Below are 18221 nucleotides of genomic sequence, written 5' to 3' on the forward strand. Positions count from 1 at the left end.
CAGATGGACAATTGCAGGTAGAGTATCGGCATGAATCAGAAAACCGTTGACATGTCCGAATCCGATAAATCCGAAGGCGGGGTGCGCGCAGTCCAGCGGGCTCTTGACGTGCTTCTCGCTTTCAGGCCCGGAGATGATGGGTTGCTGGTGGCCGAACTGCTCAAGCGGGTCGACCTGAGCCGGCCGACCCTCTACCGCTTGCTCGATACGCTCAATACCAAGGGGTTTCTCGTTTCCGAGGGCGAACCCCAGCGTTTCCGGCTCGGCCCGGCAGTCGCCCAGATGGCTCATGCCTGGTCCGCAGGCATGAGCTACGAAACCGTTGCCCAACCCATGATGCGCCGCCTGTGGGAGAAAACCCGCGAGACCATTTCCCTGCACGTACATGAGGGTGCTTTCAGGATATGTGTTGCAGAACTTCCCAGCACGCAGCCTCTGAGCTTCAAGCGGGGCGTGGGTTATCGCGAGAAGCTCGTGCGGGGTGCCAGCGGCCGCTCCATCCTGGCGTGGCTGAACGTGGAAAAGCAGGATCTTGGCGCCTATGGTGCGGAAAGCCCCGCCGAAGCCAGGCGGTGTACCGAACAGCTCAAGCAGATCCTCCTCGAAGGCTACGCCACCAGCCGCGATGAGCTCATCCAGGGCGCTGTCGCTATTGCTGCGCCGTTCTTCGACAGCAGCGGCCGCGTGGTGGGATCACTGGGGCTATTCGGTCCCAGCGCAAGACTCGACGAAGAGGTCGTGCAGGGCTATGCCGCGCTGTTAAGGAAAGAGGCTGCACAGCTTTCAGCGGCATTGGGATTCAAGAATCCGACACCATGACCTTCTGCAGTAGTGCTTAGGATTGATCAGAAAACGTCTGTTCATGGTGTTGATTTCCACGCAAACCATGCCCCGCATGGGATGCGGATGAAATCTTGGACTACTGAGAGGTAATTCATGTATTCATACGAAGCTCGAATCCGAGCGGTGACGCTGTACATCAAGCTTGGCAAACGAATCGTAGCAGCCATGCAGCAGGTGGGATGTGCTTCAGTGACGGTAGTCCACCCGCCATCGATCAGCAGTGCGGAGCCGGTCACCATCGCGGCGGCATCGCTGGCCAGGTAGATGAGCCCGCCCAGCACGTCGTCCAACTGCGCATCGGTTGCACTGACGAGCTGTCTGTCGGTAATGTGTTGCAACAGGCTGCTAAAAAAAGACCTCCATTTGGTTGGATGATTCGACTGGGCATAGGGCGGCCTTGATTGTCATATTTCAGGTTCAGCAGATGGCGGTTGTGCTGCTACCTAAATACTCCTCAAAACAAAAAAGAAGCGATTTGCGTGCTCTTGGACTGCATCGCTTCTTTGAGATCGGACCGCCTCAGATGGGGCCTGCATCCACGCACTTAGGGCGTTGAATGGGCTGCTGCCTGCACTTGATGGTCGTTGTCCGCTGCACACCTGAAACCCGTCATGGGCTGCCCCCCGCGTCGATGCTCGCATGGCCGGTATGGGACGGTGACCGTTAGAAAGCGTTGCGACTACGAGCAGTGGCAATCGCTGCAAAGCGGAAGAAGCCTGCGGCAGACAGCTTTCCGGACGTTAGTGCTACCAAAGACATGTTGTAGCTAGGCGGCTAGAAGCAAAATACAAGCGATGATTACCCATCCACGAAGCGGATGCTGAAACTGGCGGCAGCAATCATCTGTACACACCTCATGGAAAGGTGATGGTAACGGCCACTTTAGCCTGCTTCTCGGGCTAGCTCAGAAGCGGTGTACCAGACCCACCTGAACGCCCTTGATCGTGCGCCCGTTCACGTCATCTCCAGTGAGGTTGGATTTCAGCCCTCCCGAGCCCGCCAGTCGGAAGCCAGCGTTGCGTTCGTTCGCCATCCGCTCGGCCAGCGCGAACAGCGTCGTGCGTCTAGACAGGTCGTAGTACATAGCGATCGTACCGCCCTTTGCTCCATACCCCTCAGGGCCGTTGATCCGCCCCCACAACGCGCCTACACGCAACTGCGACATCACCCGATAGTCCGCCGCAATCTGCCAAATCCGGTAGTACCGGCCCACGTCAGCATTCGTCCCTGCTACCACCCCACCTATATTGCTAAGGATAGAGCCAGCATTGTTGCCAGCTACGCTAGCGGTACTGTTGTTGCTGCGCGCAAGGGCCAGGTAGATCTTGCCCTTGCCGTGATCGTAGTTGGCATAGACGCTGTCGTAGCGCACAGGCGCCTTGTATGCTGCGTCATGTGGCGCACGTGCGTACAAGCCCGTGTAGCCTACTTGATACGGGCCATTCATATAGTCGACACCCGCCTGGTAGAGGGCTTGCCGAGATGGAGCCCCGGTTTCCGCCATGGCGTAGTGCAACTCTGCCTGGAGGCCGCCCACGCGAGGCGAGATGTAGGCAATATCGTTGTCGAAACGCGCAGGTACGCCGAAGTTGTTCACCATCGAGCCTAGAGTGCGCCCCGTGAAGTCGATAGCACCGCCGTTATTCAGCAACGCTGTGTTCTGCCGGCCTAGTCGCACCTCACCCCAACCACCACCCAACCCCACCCAGCTCTGGCGGTCGAAGCCGCGCGTGGTTTCGGCCTGTGTCCCGTTGTCGGCGTTGATACCCATCTCCAGCTGAAACTTGGCATGGAGACCGCCGCCCAGCTCTTCCTTGCCACGAAAGCCGAGCCGACTGCGCAGTACGGCACCATCCTCCAACGCGGTGATATTTTTACCGGAGCTGCTACGCAAGTGACTGACATATTGGTCCACTGAACCATAGATAGTGACGGACGACTGCGCCCAGGCAGTTGCTCCGGTGGCTAAGAGAAGTGAGAAGGCAGCGAACTGTCTGCCGCAGCGCGGTTTTAAAGACGAGACACGGTGCATGGATGGATTCCCCTGTGGTTGTATTGCGGGCGGAAAGAAAAAAGGCTCATGTCAATCGACTACGAGATTGCGCTCTCGGATCAATGCAGAAAGCACCTTTGTCTCTGCTGCAATCGTCTTGCGGAAGGCAACCGCGTCTTGCACGACAGGTTCAGTGCCGAGGTCGGCAAAACGCTGCTTGACTTCGGGCTGAGCGATGGCCTTGGCGATTTCCCGCTCCAAACGAACGGTGATTTCGGTTGGTGTACTAGCTGGTGCGAAGACACCGAACCAGTTGCCGAGCTCAACACCCTTAATACCCAGTTCGGCCAACGTAGGTGCGTCGGGAAAGAAGGGCGATCGCTTGGAGCCAGTGACAGCGAGCAGACGCGCACGCCCTTCGCGGATGTGGGAAATGCCGCTTGCAGGATCAAAGTAATAGTCAATTTGGCCAGCCAGCACGTCCTGCAACGCAGGCGCAGCACCTTTGTAGGGTACGTGCACCACATCAACATTGGCCTGTTGCTTGAACAACTCACCAACTAGGTGCATCTGCGTTCCCGCACCACCAGACCCGTAACTCAGCTTGCCAGGAGCTGCCTTGGCCATCGCTACAAGCTCAGTGGCCGACTTGGCGCGCAAATCCTTTTTGGCCACCAGGTAGAGCTGTGCATAGCCTAGGCTGGCCACAGGGCGTAGGTCACGCTCAGGATTCAGCGCAGGCTTGAACAGAAAGGGGTTCGCCGTCTGCACCGAAATAGGTGCCACCATGAAGGTATAGCCATCGGGTGCTGATTTGATGGTCTCGCTAGCTGCAATGTTGCCACTGGCGCCTGGCCGGTTATCTACAACAACAGGCTGGCCCAGCGACTTGGCCATGGCAGCACCCACTACGCGGGCCATGACATCGGTAGAACCGCCGGCAGGAAAGCCCACGACGAAGCGTATAGGCTTGGCTGGCCACATTGCTTGGGCATGGGCTCCAACGCCTGCCTGTAGGCACAGTGTGGCCACCGTAGCGCTCAGCAAGTTGCGGCGCGACAGAAAGCGGGAAAGAGAATTCGTCATAGTTTGTCTCCGTCTTGTAGATAGTTAGGAGTAGGACTTACGCAACTACGCATGCACCAAGGACGTTGCCTGCGGGTAACGTCTTGTTTGAATCGGATTTGCGTAAGTCGAACGGGAGAAGGTGGAAGATCTAGCGCTTCCAACCCGGCATTTCGACTGCGTGGATCAATCGAGTCTCCTGCGCAGTGATCAAATGGCCCGAGGCCTTCAAATAGGCAGGAAAATCCGGGTGCAGATCGCGCGCGCGGCTGCGAAGTTCGTAGTCAGCAAGGCTGTCGTAACCCCACAGATGCACAAACTGGTTCTGTGGCCCCACGAGGCTGGTGTAAAAACCCAGCGGATGCCCCAGGGTCTGTATCAACACTGGCATGGCCAGGGAGTTGAACACCTCCAGGAATTCGGGCATTTTGCGCAGTGCGATGGTATAGACGCGGTGGTCGATCAAGGCCTTTGCACTCATAACGCATCCCCGCCATTCAGCGCCCGATCAGCAATGTGGCTCGCCGTGACATAGCCAAAAGTCATATTCGGCCCGTGGGTGATACCAGCTCCCGGATAGTTGCCCCCCATGATGCTGGCGCGATCGTTGCCCACGGCATACAACCCCTCGATAGTCGAGCCATCGCGCCTGAGCACCTCGCCGACCACGCTAGTGCGCACGCCGTCGAACGTACCCAGATCGCCCATAACAACTTTGACCGCGTAGAAGGGGCCGTTTTGCACTGGGGCCACACATGGGTTGGGTCGGTGCTCGGGGTCAGCCAAATAGCGGTTAAAAGCTGTTTTACCACGGCCAAATATAGGGTCCTCGCCGCGCACCGCGTCCCGGTTGTAGGCTTGTATCGTGGCCTCAAGTCCCTGCGAATCTATGCCCGCTTTGTCCGCCAGTTCTGCTAGCGTAAGGCCCTCGATCAAATAGCCATTGCGCAAAAAGCGGCCTATGGGCATTGGAGCGGGCTTGACATAGCCCATGCCGTACTTGGAGAGAGTGGCCTTGTCACAGACCAGCCACATGGCGGTTTCTGCCAATCCAACGCAAGCCTCTATCATGGCCACCCCTACGTCGTGGTAGGAGTTGGATTCATTGGTAAAGCGTCGACCGTTTTGCAGCACACCAATGACGCCGGGTTTGTAGCGATCCAGCAAATGGGGGAACACGCCCACTTCGCCGTCCCCTAAATCGACCTTACTCACAGGCATCCAGGCTGCTGCGTCTTTGAGGCGAATATCCACCATACCGCCAGCAGCCTCGGCCATTCTTACGCCATCACCGGTATTACCGACTGGCGTTGGGGACAGATGCTCGTGGCCCCGGCGCACATGTGGATAGGCTTGAGCAATACGCTTTGCATCGTGGGGAAAGCCACCAGCGGCTAGTATCACACCATGACGGGCAACGATGCGCCGCTCACCACCCTCCGTGGCTGCAAGGACGCCGACAGCACGATCACCCTCCATCAGCACCTGCTTGGCTGGCGTATTGGTCAGTATGGGAATACTCAGGTCCAGTGCTGACTGTGCCAAACGCGCAGCAAGCGCATTGCCACTGGTCACGTTGATGCCACGCCGGTACAGCAGCAACTCCTTCATGTGCGTCGCCAGTCTCTTCGAAACGTACAAGAACGAAGTCAACGATTTGGTAGCACGGAAGAAATGCTTGAGATCGGCATTAGATGAGTTGAACATCATGCCCATAAAGGTAATGGTCTTGAGCGGCGGCTTAAGCCGCTGCATGTCCTTGCCTAGACCGCGGATGTCATAAGGCTTGGCCAAGATAGAGCGGCCGATGTCCACGCCGCCTGCAGCGTCGGGGTGGTAGTCTGGGTAGAGCGTGGGCACAAACTGCATGGCCGTTTCGCGCTCAAAGAATTCCACCATCTTCGGCCCTTGCTCAATAAAGACGCTGACCGCAGCCTCGTTGTAGTGTTCACCGGTCTCGCCCATCAGGTAGCGACGAACGTCCTGCACCTTGTCTGCCATGTTCTGTTTACGGCCATGGCTACTGAGAGGGATCCACAACACGCCCCCTGACAGCGCAGTAGTGCCCCCGAAGACCGGCTCTTTCTCCAGCACAACCACATCCAGTCCGCGTTTTCGCGCCGTCACTGCAGCGGCTAAGCCAGCTGCGCCGCTGCCCACGACCACCACATCGCATTCGATTGCATTCGACATTGATCTACCTTCCTGATCAGCGTGCTTGGCTAAAGCCGGGGCGTGGCACCATGTCCATCAACTTGGACGACATGCCGCCATCAACCATAATTTCGGCCGCATTTACATAGCCTGCGCGCGGGCTGGCCAAGAAAGCCACTGCATGGGCGATGTCCTCGGCCTCTCCCACACGACCGCTGGCGGTAGCCGCAGAACGCGCCTGTTCCACACCAGGCTGTGCATAGAAATCGGCCGACAGCGGAGTGCGGATCATTCCGGGGCTGATTACATTGCTTCGAACCGCATCAGCCCCCCATTCCACGGCTAACTGGCGCGATAGCAGACACACGCCGGCCTTGGCAGCGCTGTAGGCACCACTGTGGCTTTGCGGAAAATGTCCAGCAATAGAAGCCACATGCACCAGGCTAGCGCCACCGTCTCCTCGATGCGAACGCAGCTGCGCACCAAAGGCCTTGGCAGCCAGCCAGTACCCCGTTAGATCAACGGACAGCACTAGATTCCAATCATCCAGCGTCAACGTCTCAAGAGAGCCAGCGCGTAACACGCCCGCGTTGTTTACCAGCGTATGGGCCGCACCCAGTTCGCTCTCTATTTGAGATGCAGCTGCCTGCAGTTGCTGCTCGTTCGATGTATCGCAGGCTACGGCGGCCACCTGTCGCCCCTGCGCTTTTAGTTGTTGCGCCAGAACCTGCAGCGCGTCAGCATTCTTGTCAATCAGGGCTAGGCGTGCGCCCTGCTTAGCCAGTACCTCAGCAACTGCGCGGCCGATGCCGCTGGCTGCACCCGTTACCACGCAAACCCGGTTCTGTAGTTGCAACCAGCCGGCTTGATCCGTTTCCATCGTCATAGCGACTCCCTTTGAATCCGAAGAATCGCATTCTCTGAGTCCCGGTACGCGAAGTCCTTTGACAATTCATGCAAACAACCGGACTTTTCGTGCGCAGTTATTTCATCACGGGTAATCCCTATAAGCATTACAGCGCATCAGATAGGACATTTCATGCATGACACGTCACTCTACTCCCAGCAGCCGCACGCGCCGTATCCCCAACTACGCAATGTATGGCGACAACGCGCCGGCGGGCGGCAGCAATATGTTTAACTTCGAGTGGATACCCGAGCGCTCCCCGTTGTATGGCTGGGAGATCGACCCTCACGAGCATCAGTCGCTAATCCAGATCCTGCTCATTACAGAGGGCCAGGGCAGCGCATTGTTAGACGATGTACGCTGGCCTCTGCGCGCACCAGCCCTAGTAGTTGTGCCCGAAGGCCGCGTCCACGGATTCGAGTTCAACCCACAAGTCAACGGGGTTGTGGTGACAGCAGCACAAAAACCGCTGGAGGCAATGGCACGGATAGTCATGCCCGATCTGCTGTCCACGCTGCGCAAGCCGCTGGCCATCAACCTGCCTGAGCATGGCCGCTACACGGCGGGCCTGATGCCGTTGTACCTAAGCATAGAGCAGGAATGGCGTCTGGCGGCGACGGGACAAGTCGCTGCAGGCCTTTCACTTATCACCGCGCTGCTGGTGCAGGTGGCGCGGCTCAATGAAACGCTGGGATCGGCAGCCTGGCCAGCACTTTCGCGCAAGTCTCTCCAGTTGGAGAAGTTCAGAAACCTTATCGATGAGCACATACGCCACCGATGGAGTGTGGCGCAGTATGCTGAGCAGTTGGGTGTCAGCGCGGGTCAGCTTTCCCGGCTCACTCGCGAAAGCTTGGGAAAATCTAGCATCGACCTGATTAATGAGCGTGTCCTCATCGAAGCACAACGCGAGCTGATCTACACCAACGCAAGCATCAAACAGATCGCCGATGGCCTTGGCTTCGAGGATGAGAGTTACTTCGGTCGATTCTTCCGTAAGCACTTGGGCGTGAGTCCACAGGCCTACAGAATGCAGGAACTTGAACGCCTATCGCAGGATTAAGAGACGTAAAGAAGCAGCCCTAAAACGGGGCTTTAAGAGGGACTGCATCAGGTCTACACGAACTTATCGTTGCACACAGAAGAGGTCTTCGAGCAGGGTGGACGTCGCTCCTAGAGGAAGCTCGCTTCAATTTTCAGGCACTGAATTTGGCATCAAAGCTCTTGCTTGACCAAGGACATGAACTACTTGTTCTCACATGGCTTGGGGATTCTGCCAACGAGACACTGGCTTGTTTTATGAACCAGCGAGGCTTTTCCGCCGCTCTCTCTGGCCCAGGCATTGAGGTGGTGAAAGGCTGTCATTCCATTGACGACATACTTGACGCACTCTTAGACGCAGCGCTCGTTGAGCAGCCATCGGCTAGCGATTTGCTGGAGGCGGCGAGAAATCTCGAAAGAGAGAAGTGGGACTGGGCACTACCTCCAGAACTGCTCAAGAAGCATACGCAAGTCTGAACCTAGACATTGAAGCAGCCAAGGAATGGGTGACCTCAAATTTCTCAGGAGGTTGAGGGCGGCCTCAAATCTCAAGCGCAACACTGAGAATAGAGGCTCCCATGAAACCTTCAAAGTATCAACAACTGAGCGAATCCGAGAGGTAGATGATTGCCATCTCTCTGCAGAAAAAAGCTCCACATCTGAGCGATCAGTTGCCAAGCGATGGATCGAAGCTTTTACAGGAGCCACATAAGGCGACATTGGGCGAGCGTCGGGTCGGGGTCATGTAGCGGTCGCTCGTAAGTCTGCCGGCGACTGACTCTAACCAGCCTGTACCTTCCGTTCGTGATCTCACTGTGCACGGCTGCTTCTGGCCGGTAGCACTAGTTCAAGTACCTCGCTGACAGCCGACTTCTCCGGTCATGCTCACGTATTAGGGTGTCTGTTTCCTGGCGCATCCGGGCACTCTCACTACCAGTCATGAGCGGCCCTTCACGCCGACGTAACTTTGTGGCACATCAAGTCTGGCAGCACTCAGGCGATGAAGCAGGACCTATTTGGAGACCTACCCCAATCCGGTCTTCAATCAGCGTGGACTCATTACCGAGTATCCAGCGACAGCACCTATGTCAGTTAGAAGGCGTAAAGGCTGTGCAGGTTCACGACCTCCCCCTCCTGCTTGCGCGCGAGAGCCGCAAAGTGGATGAGGTGTAGCGGGTGAAGAACAACAAGAGATCTGAGTATTGGCCGTTGAGCGGCAGTAGACCGCATGAAACTTGACGCACATCAAGAGCAGGCGTCCATCGGTAAGAGTCTCGAAAGTTACACCTGATAACATTGTTTTTCTTCAAACAAAAGAAGAAAAACCCTTGACAGAAACCTCCCAATCTTTCCAGCGCCGCAAGGATTTTCTCTGCCTCACCGTTCAGGACGAGCATGCTATGCGCAGCCTGCACGATGCCCTTGGCAACCAGGCACACGGCTTCGTGGAAGGCTTCTATCGTCACCTGCTTTCCTTTCCTGAGATGCGTGCACTGCTGCCGGACGACGAGGCACTGGACCGGCTCAAGGCGCTACAAATGCGTTACTTTGTCAGGCTCACGGCAGGTACTTATGACGAGGCTTATGGAGATGAGCGCCAACATGTGGGTTTGGCTCATGCGCGTATTGGACTATCGCCCGGCTGGTATCTGGGCGCCTACAGTCACTACCTCACCGAACTCCTACCGCGAATCACCAGGCTGCCCGGACTGACGCCAGAGCAGCGTAACGATGCAATCCAGGCATTGATCAAAGTGGTCTTGCTGGACATCGGACTGGCCATCGATAGCTACATCACACATCGCGATACGCTGATCGCCGAACTTCGAGACTACGGCGCAGCTTTCGCGCACCTGCCCCACGGCACGCTCGTGGTCACGGATGAGCTGGATGTGGTGTTTGCCAACCAGGCCTTCGCACAACTCGCAGGCCAAACACCAATGGCGCTAGCGAAAGGAGACCCGCTACCGGCCTTTATGGATGTAGGCAGCTTACCTGCACTGGTGAAGCAAGCGCTACAGCATCAACATGCCAAGGGAAGGTCGCAACTGCATTTCCACGCTCAAGCATTGGCGATCCCGGTTTCCATCACCGTCCACTCTCTGCAACAGCCCGACGGCCACGCGCAGCCACGGCTGCTGATCACCGTCGAAGATCTGCGCAAGCAGGAGCAACTCAATCGTGACTTGCTCAATGCCCAGGAGGTGGCCAACATCGGTACCTGGCTCTCATACTTTGACGGCAAGCCTTCCCTCACGCCTCAAGCGGCACGTATCCTTGGTTGGCCAGTAGGCCAGCCTTTCGAATTTGCCGATTTACTTGGCTGCGTGCATGCAGAAGACCGCGCATACGCAGATGCACAATGGAAAGAAGGGCTTGCCACCGGCCGTTACGCGTTCGAAATGCGCATCCAGGATGGAACCAGCGTCCGCTGGGTGGATGCGCTGGGCACGATCGAGCGTGACGCGACCGGCAAGCCGGTCCGGGGCTACGGCACGCTACTCGACATCACGGAACGCAAACGGACCGAACAGCGCATGAAGAAGCTGGCATTCTTTGATGCGCTCACAGGGTTACCTAATCGCTTTCACGGCATAGATTTGGCTCAACGCCTGCTCGACATCGCAGGCCAACGAGGTCAGCAGGCCACGGTGCTGTTCGTTGATCTCGACCGCTTCAAGGAGATCAATGACTCTCAGGGCCATTTAGTGGGAGACGACTTGCTTGCTGAAGTGGCAAGGCGGTGCGAACGCACGCTCGGAGGAGACGGTGTGGTGGCTCGCCTGGGTGGCGATGAATTTATGTTCGTGCGCACACTCGCCGAAGGCAACGATGCTATGGCTTTGGCCCATGAAGTCTGCTCAACATTGGCAAGCCCCTTGAGGGTGGACGATCTTTGCTTTGAAGTAAGGGCAAGCGTCGGAGTAGCCCTTTACCCCATGCACGGTCACAGCGTAGACGAGTTGCTCCAGCGTGCCGATATCGCAATGTACCAAGTCAAGACGCAAGGCGGCGGCAATTGCCAACTCTACGATGCACAAATGGGCCACCGGCTCCAGCGGCGCATCGCACTTGGAGCAAAGCTGGAGGAGGCTCTCGCGCAATCACGCTTGGAATTGCACTTCCAGCCCAAGATAGCCATAGACTCGTATGCGTTATACGGCGTGGAAGCGCTCGCACGTTGGCACGACGAAGAATGGGGCTGGGTGAGCCCTGCCGAGTTTATCCCCGTCGCTGAGGAGCGCGGCCTCATCATCGCGCTCGGCGACTGGAGTTTGGACGCAGCAGCTCGTCAGTGGCGTGCCTGGAGTTCTGCCGGCATAGCGCAGCCCCCTGTGATTGCTGTCAACGTATCGGCTGCGCAGATGATGAGTGACGCCTTCTCCGAGCGTGCCTTGGCGATCATGCGCACGCACGACGTGAGCCCACGATTTATCGAATTGGAGATTACTGAATCGGCTCTGATGCATGACCCAGCCAAGGCTAAGCGTGTTGCCTCCCAGCTAGTGGAACAGGGCTTCACGCTATCCATCGACGATTTCGGAACTGGCTACTCCTCCCTGGCGCGACTACAAAGCTTTCCCGTTTCTCGGCTCAAGATCGACATGTCTTTCGTGCGCGGCATGCTCAGCGAGCCTGGCAGTCTCGCCATCGTGACAGCGGTAATCGGCCTAGCCCATGCGCTGAAGCTACGGACGGTGGCCGAAGGTGTGGAAACACAAAGCCAACTCGAAAAACTGCGCGACCTGCACTGCGATGAAGTGCAGGGCTATCTTTTCTCGAAGGCTGTTCCAGCAGCCGAGTTGGCGCGCGACTGGCTGCCCCTTTAGTCCTTCCAAAAAACCATAAAAAAGAATGCCTTATGCGGATCAATTTGCCCGCCACAACCAATGAGTTCACGTTTCCAGAGAGAAGCACTCTGGTCTCAGTCACGGATACCAAAGGTCGTATCACTTACTGCAACCCCGCATTCGTTCACGTGAGCGGTTTCGCACACGAGGAGCTACTGGGCCAGCCCCACAACCTGATCCGCCACCCTGACATGCCTGCTGAGGCCTTCCGCGATTTGTGGCAGACCATATCGACAGGCCTTCCTTGGACGGGCCTCGTGAAAAACCGCCGCAAGAACGGAGATTTTTACTGGGTACAGGCCAACATCACGCCATTGCGTGACGGCGAGCAGATCACGGGTTTCCTGTCGGTGCGCACGCTTCCTGTGCGCGAACATGTGCTTGTCGCAGAAAGGCTCTATGCCACCATGCGTGCCGAGGCGGAAGCTGGATGTGCCGTCCATACGCTACACCATGGTGTCGTACTGCGCCAGAATCTGAGTGGCCGCTTGAAGCGGCTACTGGCTCCTTCTACGTTTGTGCGCCTGCTGCTGGTACTGATGCTAGCTGTAATGCTTCCGCTACTGCTCACGTGGCTGAATGTCCCCTGGCTAGTCACGGGCAGTGCGGCCTTGTTGGCAGTGGCTGTGTCGTCTTTTCTGACTCACTCGCTGGCTATCGCGCCGCTGCAAGAACTTGTGCACGATGCCAATCAGCTGGCCTCTGGAGACCTGTCGCACGCAGTGCGTACAGGTGCCAGCGGCAGCGTCGGTAATCTTCAACGCGCACTGTTTCAACTGAGTGTGAACTTGCGCACTGTGGTGAGCGACGTGCGCCAGGAGGTAGGGCACCTGGAGATTGCCGTGCAGGAAATCGCCAGCGGCAACCACAACCTGTCGTCCCGCACCGAAACTCAAGCCAGCAGCCTGGAGCAGACTGCCGCATCCATGGAGCAGATTAATGGCACAGTGCATAACAGCGCCCTAGCCGCCAGCCGTGGCGCCTGTTTTGCAGAAGAAGCTTCGAGCATCACACAACGCAGCAACGATGCCGTGCAGGCCGTGGGCCAGACCATGCAGAGCATCGCTGAATCTTCACGACACATTGAAGACATTGTGCACCTCATCGAGGGCGTGGCTTTCCAGACGAACATTCTCGCGCTGAACGCAGCCGTAGAGGCGGCGCGTGCGGGTGAGGCTGGTCGCGGCTTTGCTGTGGTGGCTTCGGAGGTGCGCACGCTATCTGCACGTACCACTCAGGCAGCACGCGACATTAAGCAGCTCATCGGCAATTCGGCCGAGCGCGTGGCATCGGGCGCCGCGGCTACAGGCGAAGCGCGTGAGCGCATGGCCCAAGCATTGGCAGCTGTGCAACGCGTAAGTGCTGTGCTGGGCGAAATTAGTACCGCAGCCGTAGAGCAGCAAACCGGTATCTCACAGGTCAACGCTGCTGTGGCGCACATGGACTCGATCACCCAGCAAAATGCCGCGATGGTGGAGGAGCTGGCCGCAGCTGCGCAATCGCTGCGAGGTCAAGTACACGGTGTAAGCAACTCAATGCGCCTATTCCGTCTCGAGCGCGGCGAAGCGCCTTTGTCGCAAGCCAATGCCGTGGAGCTGCGGCAAATAAAACGGCTTCGGTAAATGAAAGAATAGGCAGGGTTTGCCTATCTGACTAGAGACCTTCCAGCCTGCCCACCCGTTCGAGAAACAGATTGTCGATTTCTATCCCGAAGTGACCCAGTGCCCCCGGTGGGAGCCGATAAAAACTTCGACTGGTTTCATGCCGTAAGCCCAAGGCTCTCTCGGTATTCGATGGGACTGACCCCATCCAGTGACGGGTTTGAAGCGAAGAGCGGAAGTTCAGGCAGAGCCCCTTGCAACGTCTGGTATCGGCAACAGCGGGCACAGGCGGGCTCAAGCACAGCGGCGCCTATCAGCGGCCTCAAGCCGTCGTTCGGAAGTCTGCGGTGGTCGACTCCTTCTGGCCGAAAGTACGAGTTTGGCCCAGCGCCACATTGCAGCCGTTGAAGACGGCCACCTGACCGCAGTTTTCGGTGTGGCCGTCAGCGGCAGCTTCAAATCTCCGTCTGTTCAGAGATCTCAAGGGCATCGTCGACTTCGATACCCAAGTACCTCACTGTTGACTCCAGTTTCGAGTGGCCGAGCAGTAACTGCACAGCGCGCAGATTCTTGGTACGGCGGTAGATCAGTGTCGCCTTTGTCCTGCGCATCGAGTGTGTCCCGTACTCCCTACGGTCCAGGCCTAGCTCGTCAACCCAGTGACCGAGGATTCGGGCGTACTGCCGTGTCCTCAGATGTGGCGATTCGTGTAGCCTGCTTGGAAACAGGAAGTCCTCTGATTTCAGCCCAGCCAGCCTGATCCAGGCTTGCAAGGCGTCACGGGCAGCCTGCGTGATCTCGAACTGCACTGGACGCTGAGTCTTGTGCTGCATGACGACAGCGCGCGATGCCACCTGGTCGCCGTGGCATACATCCCGAACCTTGAGGGCGACGAGGTCGCATCCTCGCAGCTTGCTATCGATGCCTAAGTTGAAGAGAGCAAGCTCGCGTACCCGGCCTTCCATCTGAAGCCTTACGCGCAGCGCCCAGATGTCCTTGAGCTTGAACGGAGCCTTCTGCCCGACGATCTTGCCCTTGTTCCACGGCTCGCGATGAGCGGTATTACCTGTGTATCCCATGATGGTCTCCCATCGAGTTGAGGGGCACACAGGATGCGCTGGCTTCGACTCGCCTGAGCGACTAGCGATGCTCGACTGCCACAGCCTTATGAATGTCAGCTTCCTGGCGTAGCCATGAATTCAAGATTTCGGCCAGAACCAGCCGTTGGAGAAATTCCCACAGGCAGCCGCTTCAGGCTGGTTACTGCCGTTCAAGTCCGCAAGACAAATGACTGCTGCTACCGAAAGCAGTCATTGCATCAGGACTTTAGAGAAGGTCAGCTCTACCCTTTAAAGCTGACAGTGGAATCTGACCATTGCCAAGTGACTGCTTTGCCGTGTGCTGACCTGGTGCTATCGACCCAGAGCCGACGTTGGCATGGCTTGTTTGGCTGTCTGCTGTGAAGAACGTTTCAGAGGCCTATAGCCATGACCCAGCCCGACAGCCCGGCCAGCAGAACCACTAATGCTGGCGGAACGCGCCCCACAGTCAGCAGCCCGAATGACAGCAATGCCAGCCCAAAATCCGACTTGCTATGGATCGCGCTCGTCCACACCGGGTCATACAGGGCGGATACCAGAATGCCTACCACCCCGGCGTTGATGCCGGCCATGGCTGTTTGAATGCCAGCGCGATGACGCAGCCCTTCCCAGAATGGCAACGCACCTATGAGCATGAAAAAGGCGGGGAGAAAGATAGTGGCCAGCAGCGCTAGACCACCAATCCAGCCATGCAGCGGGCCGTAGGCGACTGCGCCAAGGTAGGCTGAGAACGTGAACAATGGTCCTGGCACGGCCTGCGCTGCACCGTAGCCAGCCAAGAAGTCGGCATTGCTCACAATGCCGCTAGGCACCACCGCAGCTTGCAGCAGTGGCAAGACAACGTGTCCACCGCCGAAGACCAGTGCGCCGGAACGATATACCCCTTCCAGCAGAGCTATCGTGGACGAGCCCGTGACTGCTGCCCACAATGGCAATCCGACGAGCGGTGCAGCAAACAACAGCAGTGCAACAATGCCCAGCTTGCGCGAAACCGGGTAGCTATGTGCCTGGCCACCGCCAGGTTGAGCTATCTTTAATTGCCACCATCCCAGCAACCCCGCCACCGCGATGGCGGCAACCTGTCCCAGCGCCGAGGGCAAGATCATGGTCAGCAGTGCTGCCAGAATTGCGAGTGCAGCACGGGGTCGATCTGGACACAGTGACTTAGCCATACCCCATACAGCCTGCGCCACGATGGCCACGGCGACAACCTTGAGTCCATGTACCCAGCCAGACTGCGCCAGACCCTGGTATTCAGCGATGCCGAAGGCAAACAGGATCAATGCAATAGCAGACGGCAAAGTAAAGCCCGCCCAGGCTGCCAGCAATCCAGACCAGCCTGCGCGGCCTAGCCCCAGCGCCATTCCGACTTGGCTGCTGGCCGGTCCGGGTAGGAACTGGCACAGGGCTACCAGATCGGAATAGCTGCGGTCATCCAGCCAGCGGCGGCGCTCGACAAACTCCGATCGGAAATAGCCTAGGTGAGCGATGGGTCCACCAAAGGAGGTCAGGCCTAGTTTGAGAAAGGCGCCAAAGACTTCGGCAGTCGTTCCCCGCGCGGGAGTGGTTTCGTGCGACAAGGTGTTGGTGGAATCGGTCATTTGTGCATTGCCTCCCCGGTGAACTCCCGGATGCGCTCCTTGGCCAGCGCCAAGCCTTCTTTGCCCTTGCTCGTGATCGTGTAGAGCTTGCGCACCGTGCGCCCTTCGCGCTCCTGCCGCGAGACAAGGTAGCCGTCCCGCTCCATCTTGTGCAGCATCGGGTAGAGCGTTCCAGGAGACAGGCGGTAGCCGTGATGAGCTAGCTCGTCGATCATCCATTGCCCATAAATTTCCTGTTCGGCAGCATGGTGCAGCACATGCAGGCGAATAAACCCGGACAGAAGGTCGTGGTGCTCTAGTGTGTTTGGTGTTGGTTTTTTTGTCATATCGAATGTCGATATCGAGATTCGATGATAACTCTTGCATGAGCACTTAGTGTGTTTGGCCGATGTCCCTTCTTCCGATAGATCACGCGGGCTTTAAGGTCTGGCTTCTTAAGGCTGGCAGTTGGAGCTGTATCAGTTGGATGTAACTAGGACGGTACGGTAGGGTCTTCTGCCCAGGGGCCCTACTTTGAAAGACTGCTAATCGCCGACAGCACCTATTGGCGGACGGAGGTAGCGGACGCCCAGTATTCCGAGGACAGTCTGTTAGCAAGGGGCTGCTAGTTACCTGAAAGCAGCCATTGGAGAAGCGACCTTCTTGGCGCTCCGAATGACCGCTATCAGGCAGTGACAGGTAGTTCGCCCTGCTGACATGAGCAGTAGCAATCGCTGCAACGCCGACATAGATCTACGAAGCTTGGACGACCGCAATGGGTCGATAGCGCCACTTCATAGCAGGTGAGAGCGGACATTGAGCCTCATCTTGGCTAGCTTGCCCTCACTGTCCGCAACTCACCAGAAACCAGCCAGTGAGGGTTAGCTGCCGATGTACTCGGGATGACTGCTATCTGGCTGAAACCGGCGGTTCGGGCAGCCAACATGAACTGCCGCAACCGCTGCAACGCCGACATAGATCTACGAAGCTTGGACGACCGCAATGGGTCGATAGCGCCACTTCATAGCAGGTGAGAGCGGACATTGAGCCTCATCTTGGCTAGCTTGCCCTCACTGTCCGCAACTCACCAGAAACCAGCCAGTGAGGGTTAGCTGCCGATGTACTCGGGATGACTGCTATCTGGCTGAAACCGGCGGTTCGGGCAGCCAACATGAACTGCCGCAACCGCTGCAAAGCTGACTTAGCTAAGAGAGGACCGCTTCAGGCTGGTTCACGCCGGTCCCATCCTCTCATCCTCCCCCTACATCTGGACAAGCTTCCTCGCAGGAGCTCGCTATTGCTGCGGCCATATCTTGGGGAATTCGTGTTCCTCGTCACGAGTTGTGGACATATATCTGCCCAGCAGATCTTCCTCCCCCGTGGCGGAGATGATGACCCCAGGCTGCTGCATGAACTCTTCCTTCTTGCGCAGGTACCTAACCAGGTCCGGCACGGTATCCAGCTCCTCAAGAAGCAGGTCGACAGTCATCTCATCGAGGACATGCACGAAGCGCCGGCTCTCAAGCGGGTAGCCTATAGTGAAGGGGTTCTCCGCGTGGTCGGTCTTCCCGACGAGTTGGTTGAGCAACATGAGGCTGCCGGAGCTTCCACCTCCGAAGAAATGTCGCGCTGGCAGGTGCGACCCTCGGGTGACTGCGATGAGGTAGTACCGTGCGACGCTCGCGTCGGGTAACTCAATGGGCAACGGCGCTTGGCAAGTCTTGTCCAGGAAGATTCGTTTGGGAAATGCCTTGATGAACTTTTCGGCTCCCGCCAGTTGCCGGACGGATTTGTCGATGGCGTTTCGATACCACCGTGGCCAGGCAACGGAAACATCAACGTTGCTCTGGTAGGCGCAGTCCTTGTCCGAAAACAACAGCACGTCGTTGCCAAAGACGACTAGGAGGTCGCAGAGCTCCTTGCCATCCCCCTTGCCGTTGGCTCGCCCCTCGTCGGTGAAGACATTGGGATAGCTCCAGAGGCTCAGAAAGGCCTTACGTGCCAACCCCGCCAGCGCTCGCTCGGAGGCCGTCGTACCGTCTGCTGATGCTGCCTTCTCCCATGCCGTCTCTTGTGTCATGGATGACTA

Annotated in this window: 14 protein-coding genes; 4 read left to right on the forward strand and 10 right to left on the reverse strand. The window is 57.6% G+C overall.

Going from position 1 to position 18221, the window contains the following annotated elements:
- Positions 1–30 precede the first annotated feature (30 nt).
- On the forward strand, positions 31–819 hold the full coding sequence (locus tag NOX35_RS20755) for an IclR family transcriptional regulator (protein ID WP_229228518.1): 789 nt from the start codon (positions 31–33) through the stop codon (positions 817–819).
- A 41-nt stretch (positions 820–860) separates the two neighbouring features.
- Here NOX35_RS20755 and NOX35_RS20760 read toward each other — a convergent pair whose 3' ends face one another.
- From NOX35_RS20760 to NOX35_RS20785, 6 genes are all read right to left on the reverse strand, one after another.
- Positions 861–1181 carry a hypothetical protein gene (locus NOX35_RS20760; RefSeq protein WP_229228516.1) on the reverse strand — a complete coding sequence of 107 codons (321 nt, stop codon included), beginning with the start codon at positions 1179–1181 and terminating at the stop codon, positions 861–863.
- Between the two features lie 566 nt (positions 1182–1747).
- Complete coding sequence (locus NOX35_RS20765; RefSeq protein ID WP_229228513.1) at positions 1748–2875, reverse strand: porin; 1128 nt, start codon at positions 2873–2875, stop codon at positions 1748–1750.
- A 51-nt stretch (positions 2876–2926) separates the two neighbouring features.
- Positions 2927–3922 carry a tripartite tricarboxylate transporter substrate binding protein gene (locus tag NOX35_RS20770; protein ID WP_256494572.1) on the reverse strand — a complete coding sequence of 332 codons (996 nt, stop codon included), beginning with the start codon at positions 3920–3922 and terminating at the stop codon, positions 2927–2929.
- Positions 3923–4052: 130 nt separating this feature from the next.
- The gene (locus NOX35_RS20775; protein ID WP_256494573.1) at positions 4053–4382 is read right to left on the reverse strand and encodes an NIPSNAP family protein; all 330 of its coding nucleotides are present in this window, start codon (positions 4380–4382) and stop codon (positions 4053–4055) included.
- Positions 4379–6094, reverse strand: coding sequence for an FAD-dependent oxidoreductase (locus NOX35_RS20780; protein ID WP_256494574.1), 1716 nt, complete (start codon positions 6092–6094; stop codon positions 4379–4381). Before NOX35_RS20780 ends, NOX35_RS20775 begins: the two co-directional genes overlap by 4 nt.
- A 16-nt stretch (positions 6095–6110) precedes the next feature.
- Positions 6111–6941: an SDR family NAD(P)-dependent oxidoreductase gene (locus tag NOX35_RS20785; protein ID WP_229228507.1), complete on the reverse strand. Its 831-nt coding sequence runs from the start codon at positions 6939–6941 to the stop codon at positions 6111–6113.
- A 157-nt stretch (positions 6942–7098) separates the two neighbouring features.
- Between NOX35_RS20785 and NOX35_RS20790 the strand changes: the two genes are divergently transcribed.
- The 3 genes from NOX35_RS20790 (at position 7099) to NOX35_RS20800 (ending at position 13473) form a co-directional block, all read left to right on the forward strand.
- Entirely contained in the window at positions 7099–8022 is a 924-nt protein-coding gene (locus NOX35_RS20790; protein WP_256494576.1) for a helix-turn-helix domain-containing protein, read from the forward strand.
- Between the two features lie 1306 nt (positions 8023–9328).
- Entirely contained in the window at positions 9329–11830 is a 2502-nt protein-coding gene (locus NOX35_RS20795) for an EAL domain-containing protein (protein ID WP_256494577.1), read from the forward strand.
- A gap of 32 nt (positions 11831–11862) precedes the next feature.
- Complete coding sequence (locus NOX35_RS20800; RefSeq protein ID WP_256494578.1) at positions 11863–13473, forward strand: PAS domain-containing methyl-accepting chemotaxis protein; 1611 nt, start codon at positions 11863–11865, stop codon at positions 13471–13473.
- A 434-nt stretch (positions 13474–13907) separates the two neighbouring features.
- Here NOX35_RS20800 and NOX35_RS20805 read toward each other — a convergent pair whose 3' ends face one another.
- From NOX35_RS20805 to NOX35_RS20820, 4 genes are all read right to left on the reverse strand, one after another.
- Complete coding sequence (locus NOX35_RS20805; protein ID WP_256494579.1) at positions 13908–14531, reverse strand: tyrosine-type recombinase/integrase; 624 nt, start codon at positions 14529–14531, stop codon at positions 13908–13910.
- Positions 14532–14923: 392 nt separating this feature from the next.
- A complete protein-coding gene (gene chrA / locus NOX35_RS20810; RefSeq protein ID WP_046462827.1) occupies positions 14924–16153 on the reverse strand; it encodes a chromate efflux transporter in 1230 nt (409 codons plus the stop codon).
- The gene (locus NOX35_RS20815) at positions 16150–16479 is read right to left on the reverse strand and encodes a PadR family transcriptional regulator (RefSeq protein WP_003052407.1); all 330 of its coding nucleotides are present in this window, start codon (positions 16477–16479) and stop codon (positions 16150–16152) included. Before NOX35_RS20815 ends, chrA begins: the two co-directional genes overlap by 4 nt.
- A 947-nt stretch (positions 16480–17426) precedes the next feature.
- Complete coding sequence (locus NOX35_RS20820; protein WP_253233510.1) at positions 17427–18212, reverse strand: hypothetical protein; 786 nt, start codon at positions 18210–18212, stop codon at positions 17427–17429.
- Positions 18213–18221: the final 9 nt, after the last annotated feature.

The organism is Comamonas sp. C11 (genome assembly GCF_024496285.1).
Taxonomy (GTDB): Bacteria; Pseudomonadota; Gammaproteobacteria; order Burkholderiales; family Burkholderiaceae_C; genus Comamonas; species Comamonas testosteroni_F.

Coding starts and splice junctions, on each gene's coding strand:
- NOX35_RS20790 (WP_256494576.1), top strand. CDS start 7,099: ATGACACGTCACTCTACTCCCAGCAGCCGCACGCGCCGTATCCCCAAC.
- NOX35_RS20805 (WP_256494579.1), bottom strand. CDS start 14,531: ATGGGATACACAGGTAATACCGCTCATCGCGAGCCGTGGAACAAGGGC.
- chrA (WP_046462827.1), bottom strand. CDS start 16,153: ATGACCGATTCCACCAACACCTTGTCGCACGAAACCACTCCCGCGCGG.
- NOX35_RS20785 (WP_229228507.1), bottom strand. CDS start 6,941: ATGACGATGGAAACGGATCAAGCCGGCTGGTTGCAACTACAGAACCGG.
- NOX35_RS20775 (WP_256494573.1), bottom strand. CDS start 4,382: ATGAGTGCAAAGGCCTTGATCGACCACCGCGTCTATACCATCGCACTG.
- NOX35_RS20815 (WP_003052407.1), bottom strand. CDS start 16,479: ATGACAAAAAAACCAACACCAAACACACTAGAGCACCACGACCTTCTG.
- NOX35_RS20765 (WP_229228513.1), bottom strand. CDS start 2,875: ATGCACCGTGTCTCGTCTTTAAAACCGCGCTGCGGCAGACAGTTCGCT.
- NOX35_RS20780 (WP_256494574.1), bottom strand. CDS start 6,094: ATGTCGAATGCAATCGAATGCGATGTGGTGGTCGTGGGCAGCGGCGCA.
- NOX35_RS20755 (WP_229228518.1), top strand. CDS start 31: ATGAATCAGAAAACCGTTGACATGTCCGAATCCGATAAATCCGAAGGC.
- NOX35_RS20770 (WP_256494572.1), bottom strand. CDS start 3,922: ATGACGAATTCTCTTTCCCGCTTTCTGTCGCGCCGCAACTTGCTGAGC.
- NOX35_RS20820 (WP_253233510.1), bottom strand. CDS start 18,212: ATGACACAAGAGACGGCATGGGAGAAGGCAGCATCAGCAGACGGTACG.
- NOX35_RS20800 (WP_256494578.1), top strand. CDS start 11,863: ATGCGGATCAATTTGCCCGCCACAACCAATGAGTTCACGTTTCCAGAG.